General features: G+C 58.1%; 7 protein-coding genes. 3 read left to right on the forward strand and 4 right to left on the reverse strand.

All coding sequences use genetic code 11. The features are described from left to right. Positions 1–92 precede the first annotated feature (92 nt). On the reverse strand, positions 93–938 hold the full coding sequence (locus ACIQCS_RS23775; protein ID WP_401531945.1) for a phosphatase PAP2 family protein: 846 nt from the start codon (positions 936–938) through the stop codon (positions 93–95). Positions 939–1,919: 981 nt separating this feature from the next. Between ACIQCS_RS23775 and ACIQCS_RS23780 the strand changes: the two genes are divergently transcribed. Next, positions 1,920–2,865 (forward strand): IS630 family transposase gene (locus ACIQCS_RS23780; protein WP_401531946.1). Its coding sequence is split into 2 segments (ribosomal slippage): positions 1,920–2,257 and positions 2,256–2,865, totalling 948 coding nucleotides; the frame shifts between segments, so codons are not numbered across the junction. 12 nt (positions 2,866–2,877) lie between these two features. Here ACIQCS_RS23780 and ACIQCS_RS23785 read toward each other — a convergent pair. Beyond that, entirely contained in the window at positions 2,878–3,174 is a 297-nt protein-coding gene (locus ACIQCS_RS23785) for a hypothetical protein (protein WP_401531947.1), read from the reverse strand. 43 nt (positions 3,175–3,217) lie between these two features. Between ACIQCS_RS23785 and ACIQCS_RS23790 the strand changes: the two genes are divergently transcribed. Together ACIQCS_RS23790 and ACIQCS_RS23795 are read left to right on the forward strand one after the other, a co-directional pair. Continuing rightward, entirely contained in the window at positions 3,218–3,688 is a 471-nt protein-coding gene (locus ACIQCS_RS23790) for a hypothetical protein (RefSeq protein WP_401531948.1), read from the forward strand. Positions 3,689–4,145: 457 nt separating this feature from the next. Further along, on the forward strand, positions 4,146–5,399 hold the full coding sequence (locus ACIQCS_RS23795) for a porin (RefSeq protein WP_401531949.1): 1,254 nt from the start codon (positions 4,146–4,148) through the stop codon (positions 5,397–5,399). Between the two features lie 39 nt (positions 5,400–5,438). Here the strand turns inward: ACIQCS_RS23795 and ACIQCS_RS23800 are convergent, their stop codons facing one another. Next, the gene (locus ACIQCS_RS23800) at positions 5,439–6,062 is read right to left on the reverse strand and encodes a plasmid pRiA4b ORF-3 family protein (RefSeq protein ID WP_401531950.1); all 624 of its coding nucleotides are present in this window, start codon (positions 6,060–6,062) and stop codon (positions 5,439–5,441) included. Next, positions 6,059–6,644: transposase (locus ACIQCS_RS23805; RefSeq protein WP_401531951.1), on the reverse strand; the 586-nt coding region annotated here is incomplete at its 5' end. The genes ACIQCS_RS23800 and ACIQCS_RS23805, both read right to left, overlap by 4 nt.

Genomic DNA, 6,644 nt, shown 5'->3' on the forward strand with positions numbered 1-6,644 from the left:
TCGCCGCCATTGTAGCGCCTAGTCGTATGCTCAGTCATATGGCTCACTCTTATCTAAGAGCGAGACCCTGTCAGGTCATTTCGGGGGCCAACTCAGGTCCACGCCGCGCGGACATAAAGCACCGCGCTTGCGGCGTGGAAGCTGGGAGCGGCAACCAGTCCATGCAGCGCGCCTAGATCGATCGGGCTCGCCATTTTGCATCGCAGAGCCGTAATAAGTTCGGCCTGGTACAATGCGCTTGCCGGAATGTATGGGAGTGGTCCGTGCCAAAGAAAGGCGAGCGGACCCTTCGCCGGGAGAAACGCAAACAATATTAGTGTAAGAAGCGCCGTTAGCCAGAAAGATGCAATGAACCGACGTGCTTCGTCCTTACGGCCCGTGAAGGCGAAATAGCCCAACAGCACGGCGGGGGAGAGGAATATAGTCTCATAGGCGACGCGCTCAGACCATTGAATCGCGGTATGCTCGGTAACAAACCGATACCATGCCAACCACTCGAATCCGATTGCGTCATCGATTTGCTGCAGCGCAGCGTCAACGAAACCCGAACTCATTCCGGATATGGGATAAGCCGCCAAGGCACCAACAATACAGATACTGACAAAGAGCCCATAATATTCTGCGGCATCTCGCCAAATGCATCGCGCCCCCGATAGTGCGCCACGAAACAAAAAACGGATTGTGCTTGCGCCACCGAGGGCAGTGGTAACGAAAGCAGCAAGTCCCAAGTCAACTTTAGCTGTCATCGAATTTAGTGCCATCAACAGAGCGACCGCGCTAACGCTGGCAAGGATCGACCATACTAACCAGCTTAAAGGAATTTCATTATGGAAAGGCGTTCTAGCGCCATCATAAACTTTCACATCACAGCTGGATGGAAGAGGCCAAGCGGAATTTTTGTCGGAAGATGGCGTCCGTGGGTAGAGTAATTTGCTCAATTTGATCTATCCCGTTTTGCGAGTGCTCGGGACTGTGTCGACTTCATTACGCTCTCCCGCCGGGCCGGCCACATCTCCACCGAGGTCGGCGGAGGGCCGGCCTCTAAAATGCGTTACGCGGCCGACATCAAAATCCCTCATCTTGAAATTGTGGTGGGCTTTGCGATGATTCACTTCGCCTATGAATGCCGCCGTTTTGCCACTTCCAAACGATGTTGAGGCGCTCGAGGCGCCGGTTGCGACGGTGCACTTGAGGACTGAGGGGGCTGAGGCCGAACTGACTACGCTCGCGCCCACGTGAGCATCACGCAAACGTTGATCTCGCATCTCAAGCTGGAGGTCGCAGGCTAAGGCGTGCCGTACGGCGGCAGCGCCGTACGCGCCCAGCGGGTGCTCACGCAGCTGGACTTCAACGCGAGAACCTCGCGGCCGACGTCGCCGAAAATAGTCTTGTGGGCGTTGCCGGCTCGGTGAACAAGGCGAAACTTCTTCGTTCGAATGCAGGAAGTCTGTCAGGAAGCTGTTCACCGAGCATCTGCCGCGCATGCGCGTCGTCGTGCCTCCGTACCATGTTCATGGCCGACCTGTGGCAGTGGCCGCTTGCCCAGGTTGGGCGAGGATATGACCGAGACGATGGAGGTGATTTCGCGCACGGGGAAGGTGATCGAGAAAGATACATCGCGAGATTGCAGGGATAGCATTTCCCCGCCAACTACCAATCAGCATCCTTGGCATCGGTTGTCGACGTCGAGCCGGGGAAATTCGGCAAAGCCGCTCGTATCGCCACCGCCGCCGTGCATGATCTCGCCAGATAGCAACCGAAATAGACAGGCTCGGACCTCGCGGAGGCAGCGTGGCAACGGATTTTTCACCACCCACGCACAATCTAGAGCGCTTTCTGACCGGTCTGAATCGGGAGGGATTCCCAACCGTCTGAAAATTTGATTCACGATGCTGGCTGGGGTTGGAGGCCGGCACGGAATGGGTCAGGCGCTTTCGATGGATTTGCGGTCTCGGTTGCTGGCGGCGATCGATAGCGGAATGAGCAGGCGATCCGCAGCGGCGAGGTTTGGCGTGGCGCCTTCGACGGCGATCCGCTGGCAGTCGCAGCGAACGGCGACGGGCAACTTTGCCCCCAGGCCTCAGGGCGGCGATATGCGCTCACGCCGGATCGAGGAGCGCCGCGAGGAGGTGCTGGCTCTGTGGGAGGCGAACCGGGACATTACGCTCGACGAACTTCGCGTGGCGCTCGCCGGCATCGGTCTGTCGATGGCGAACTCGACGCTGCACCGGTTCTTCGCGCGCCACGCCATCACGCGGAAAAAAGACCGGCCACGCGATCGAGCAGGACCGGCCCGACATCCTGAGGCAGCGCCGGGGCTGGTTCGACGGCCAGTGCGATCTTGCCCCCGAGCGGTTGGTGTTCATCGACGAGACGTGGACCGCGACCAACATGACCCGCAGCCATGGCCGCGCTCCAAAAGGCGAGCGGCTGCGGATGGGCTTCCCGCATGGTCACCGCATAACGACCACGCTGGTCACGGGGCTGAGAATGAGCGGGATGATCGCGCCGATGGTGCTCGACGGACCGATCAACGGCGATTGGTTCGAAGCTGACGTCGGCCAGGTGCTCGTCCCCGAATTGAAGCCCGGTGACATCGTCATCATGGACAATCTCTCCAGCCACAAGCGCGCCTCGGTGCTCGCTATGATCGAGGATGCAGGCGCGAGCCTGCGCTTCCTTCCGCCCTACAGCCCCGACTTCAATCCCATCGAAAAGGCCTTCTCGCGCCTCAAGGCCATGCTCAGAAAAGCCGGCGAGCGCACCGTCTCCGGCCTTTGGGACCTCATCGGCCAACTCGTCGACCTCTTCGAGCTTGCCGAATGCGCCAACTACTTCAGCTCATGCGGTTACGACCCTGATTGATCGGAATCCGCTCTAAAAAGGGGCGCGCTCACCTGGGGGTTGGGCGCGCCCCTGCCAAAGCGCCGATTCGCGCCCGGCCGATTTATGATGGCGGTGCCGCTGGCCGAGACCAACCAAAAAAAGCTCGCAACCAAAGGGATCAACGGCTTTTAGAGATCGAATCAGCAAAAACACGGGCGCCTGTCCCTGTGCGGCCAGCTCTAACCACACCGAGTGGGTGATCATTTCGCCGGGCTTGGCGCGAACAAGGTCCAGGACTCTATCCAGCGCGCCGTGCGGCTGCGGCGCTTCTCGAGGAAGATGGAGCACCGATATGGTGCTTCCATCTTTTTGGGGGAACGCGTGCGCGACGATGAGCAGTCGGCGCCAATATGGGACTCATCTTTTCCAGATCGGACTCTGTTCAGACCGCAAAGCGTGTATCGTTCAATCAGACAACATTGTAGATCGTGAAGCGCGGCGCGTCGCGCCCGGCGATTGGTGCTGCCGCCGCGAGTTTCCGCATCAGCGCCGGCAACTCTTTCCAGCCTGCGCCATTCTCTCGACGCCACCGATAGATCTGGTTCTGCCCGTCGGTCCCTACCGGTCGCCGTTCTGGATCCGAAATAACCGTCACTTGGCCTATCATGACACCTCGGCCACCGGCGTAAATACCGGCGTTTGCACCGGCTCCATCTCAAAAGATTGTGATCACGGAAAGACGTACCTCGCCGCGGGCTTGCACCTCAATGAGCGCGGTGCGAAGATTGTCATCTCGCAGCATCCCCGCCACGACAAGCTCGTCCGCTCGATGGCGGGATTTGCAAATGGCACATCTTGTTGAAAAACTATTCTGCTAAATCCAAGAAATTTAAGCGGATCGCCATGCATCGCTGCAAAGCCGATCAAGACTTTGCGGCTATGATCCATCTCGTTGCAGCCGTCATCAGTTTACGATGAATCCTCGCAGGCGTTAGTTTACATGCAGCATTGGATGAATGCACAAAATTGTGCGGTGCCCATTTATTGAGCACCGATCTGCCATTAGCAAATTTCATGAGCAGGGTCGGTCGTACGAACGCGGAGCCTCGGTTCACGGATCGGACTTTTCGCCAGTTTGCTTCACTGTTTTTTGTTGCGCCGCAGCGCGAATAGCCGCCAGGTACGAAGAGTCTCCACTTCCCACAGATGGCGGTGCGGCGCTTTGGCACAAAAATTGCTCAATACCTCATCGTCAAGCCTGGTCTCAATGGCTCGCTTACAATGCCAGGATCGCGGCTGCTTATCAAAAGGGAGAACGAATGGAGACATGCATCCGCAGGGGAGCGCTTGATACTCTCGCTCCTGCCTTGAGTTTGGCCTTAGTGGCCGTTGCGGCGGCGCCCGCGTATGCCGCCGATGGCGACTCGCCGCCACCGAAGAGCTGGTCGGAAACGGTCAAGCTTTCTGGCCATGTCGAAACGGGCTTGACCCTCAACACTGGCAATCCAACTGATGGCATCAATTTTGGCCATTTGTTCACCGACAAGGCGGGCGAGCCTCAGCTCAATCAAGTCATGCTAACCGTTGAACGTCCCATCGACTCAGCGTCGCAAAACGTCGACATCGGGTTCAAGATTCAGGGAATGTACGGTTCGGACGCCCGATACACGCATTTTCTTGGGGAGCTAGATGGTATAACGAACCGACGTAATCAATTCGATATCGTTGAAGCTTATGTGAACGCGCATCTGCCCATCCTGACCTCGCGCGGTTTCGATATTAAAGCAGGTCAGTTCGTGACGCTTGAGGGGGCCGAAGTTATTGACGCTACAGGGAACTTTTTCTATTCACATAGTTACATTTTTAATTACGGCATTCCGTTCAAACACACCGGTATATTGACAACGATCCATGTGGATAAAATTTTAGACGTTTATGCTGGAATTACGTCTGGCGTAAATACTACTCTCGGTAGTGGTGATAATAACGGTTCCCCGTCTTTTCATGGCGGTGTGGGTCTCAATTTGATGCGTGGCGCGCTCACGATATTCGCTACGACCAGTATTGGACCAGAAATTCCACGGGGCACTCCGGGCGTCCGTCCTAATCGCGATCTTCGCTACCTGAATGATATCACGGTCATCTGGAAGATCAATAATAGGCTGACGTCGACAACTGATCTGAACTATATTCGAGACGGCGGATTCAATGTTTCTGGTGGCGGATTTGCGCAATATTTCACCTATTCAATCAACGATCAATTTGGGATCGGCATTCGTGGTGAGGTGTGGCGCGACGGTGACGGGTTTTTTGTTGGTGCGTTTCCCGGAAACCGGGATTTCGTCAACGCCGAGAAAGGTTTACCGGCCATTGTCATCGGTGGTGGCAAGACGACCTACGGTGCCGTCACGTTTGGCGTCAATATCAAGCCGCTAATGCCAATCAAAGGCGCAGCCCTAAATGTAAGGCCAGAAGTCCGCTACGACTGGTCGCTCAATAGTACCACGCCATACGCGGCGGGATCGCACGATCATCAATTTACAGTTGGGGCCGATGCCGTATTGACCTTCTGATTGTCGTAGCCATCCGGTGAAGGCCACGGCGGGCGACTATCAGTCGTTTGCTGTTTTGATGATGCGCTTCGCAGCGGCATTGCGGCGGGCTGCAATGCGACCGAGGGCTACCTGGATCGGGAAGACATCCACCTCGTCGGGATCATATCCGTCGAGCCACTCGGTGATTTCTGCGTGATCAGGGTGGTTGGGATCTGCTCTGGCCTCAAGCATCTCGTAGAAGCCGGGAATGCCGCCGCAGTCCTCCGGCGGGCAGGCGCGTGCGCCTTCGATGAACCGGGGATATACAGTGCCGGGATCGCCGGAGCGCGCATCGCTGACGATGAGGCTGTGCTCCCAGTTGTCGCCGAAATCGTATGTGTAGTCGATCCTGGTGGTGCCGGGCGCGAGCACGTCGCGCAGGCGGGTGCGTGCCGCGATCTTGCGCGGCGCCGTGCCCCAGTCGTCGTCCATGGGCAGGCCATAGGTCTGCCCGTCGATGACCAGCTCCCAGAGATGATAGTCCAGCCACCCCATCGCCGCCTGAACGATATCGTGCAGGACCTTGAGGGTGATCGAGGTCGGCACTTCGACGACGCGCCAGATCGGCGGGTCGGAATCCTTCAGCTCGATGCGAACCGTGGCGATCTCTGTGAAGCTATCGATGGCGCGTCGAGAGGTCATGCCGCTTGCGATAGCATGCCCCGCTGCTTGCGCCAGTTCCACGGCAGCAGCCGGTCGAGCTGGCGGACCGGATGCTCGGCGATGCGAGCGAGCACATCGGCGAGCCAGGCCTGAGGATCGACGTCGTTGAGGCGGGCGGTCTGGATCAAGGTGTAGAGCACCGCCGCGCGCTGGCCACCGCGATCGGAGCCGCAGAATAGCCAAGCTTTCCTGCCGAGTGGCACGCAGCGCAAAGCCCGTTCGGCCGCGTTGTTCGTTAGGCAAACCCGGCCGTCGTCGAGGAAGCAGGTGAAGGCGTCCCAGCGCCGGAGCATGTAGTTGATGGCCTTCGCGAGATCGTGGTTGCGCGACAGCCTGGCGAGCTGGGTGGTGAGCCAGGCGTGCAGCTCGGTCATGAGCGGCGCGCTCAGTTCCTGGCGCACGGCGAGCCGCTCGACCGCGTCCTTGCCGTTGATGCTGTCAGTGGGCGTGTAATTCTCCGCAAAAGTGGGTTCTCCCGCACTTTTGGTGCAGGGGTCATGCCATAATGCGAGCGCGGAGTAGATCGATGCCGGCGCGTCCGTACATTGATCGCTTGATAAG

This window comes from Sphingomonas sp. NPDC092440, assembly GCF_044754985.1.
In the GTDB taxonomy this organism is placed as follows: domain Bacteria; phylum Pseudomonadota; class Alphaproteobacteria; order Sphingomonadales; family Sphingomonadaceae; genus Sphingomonas.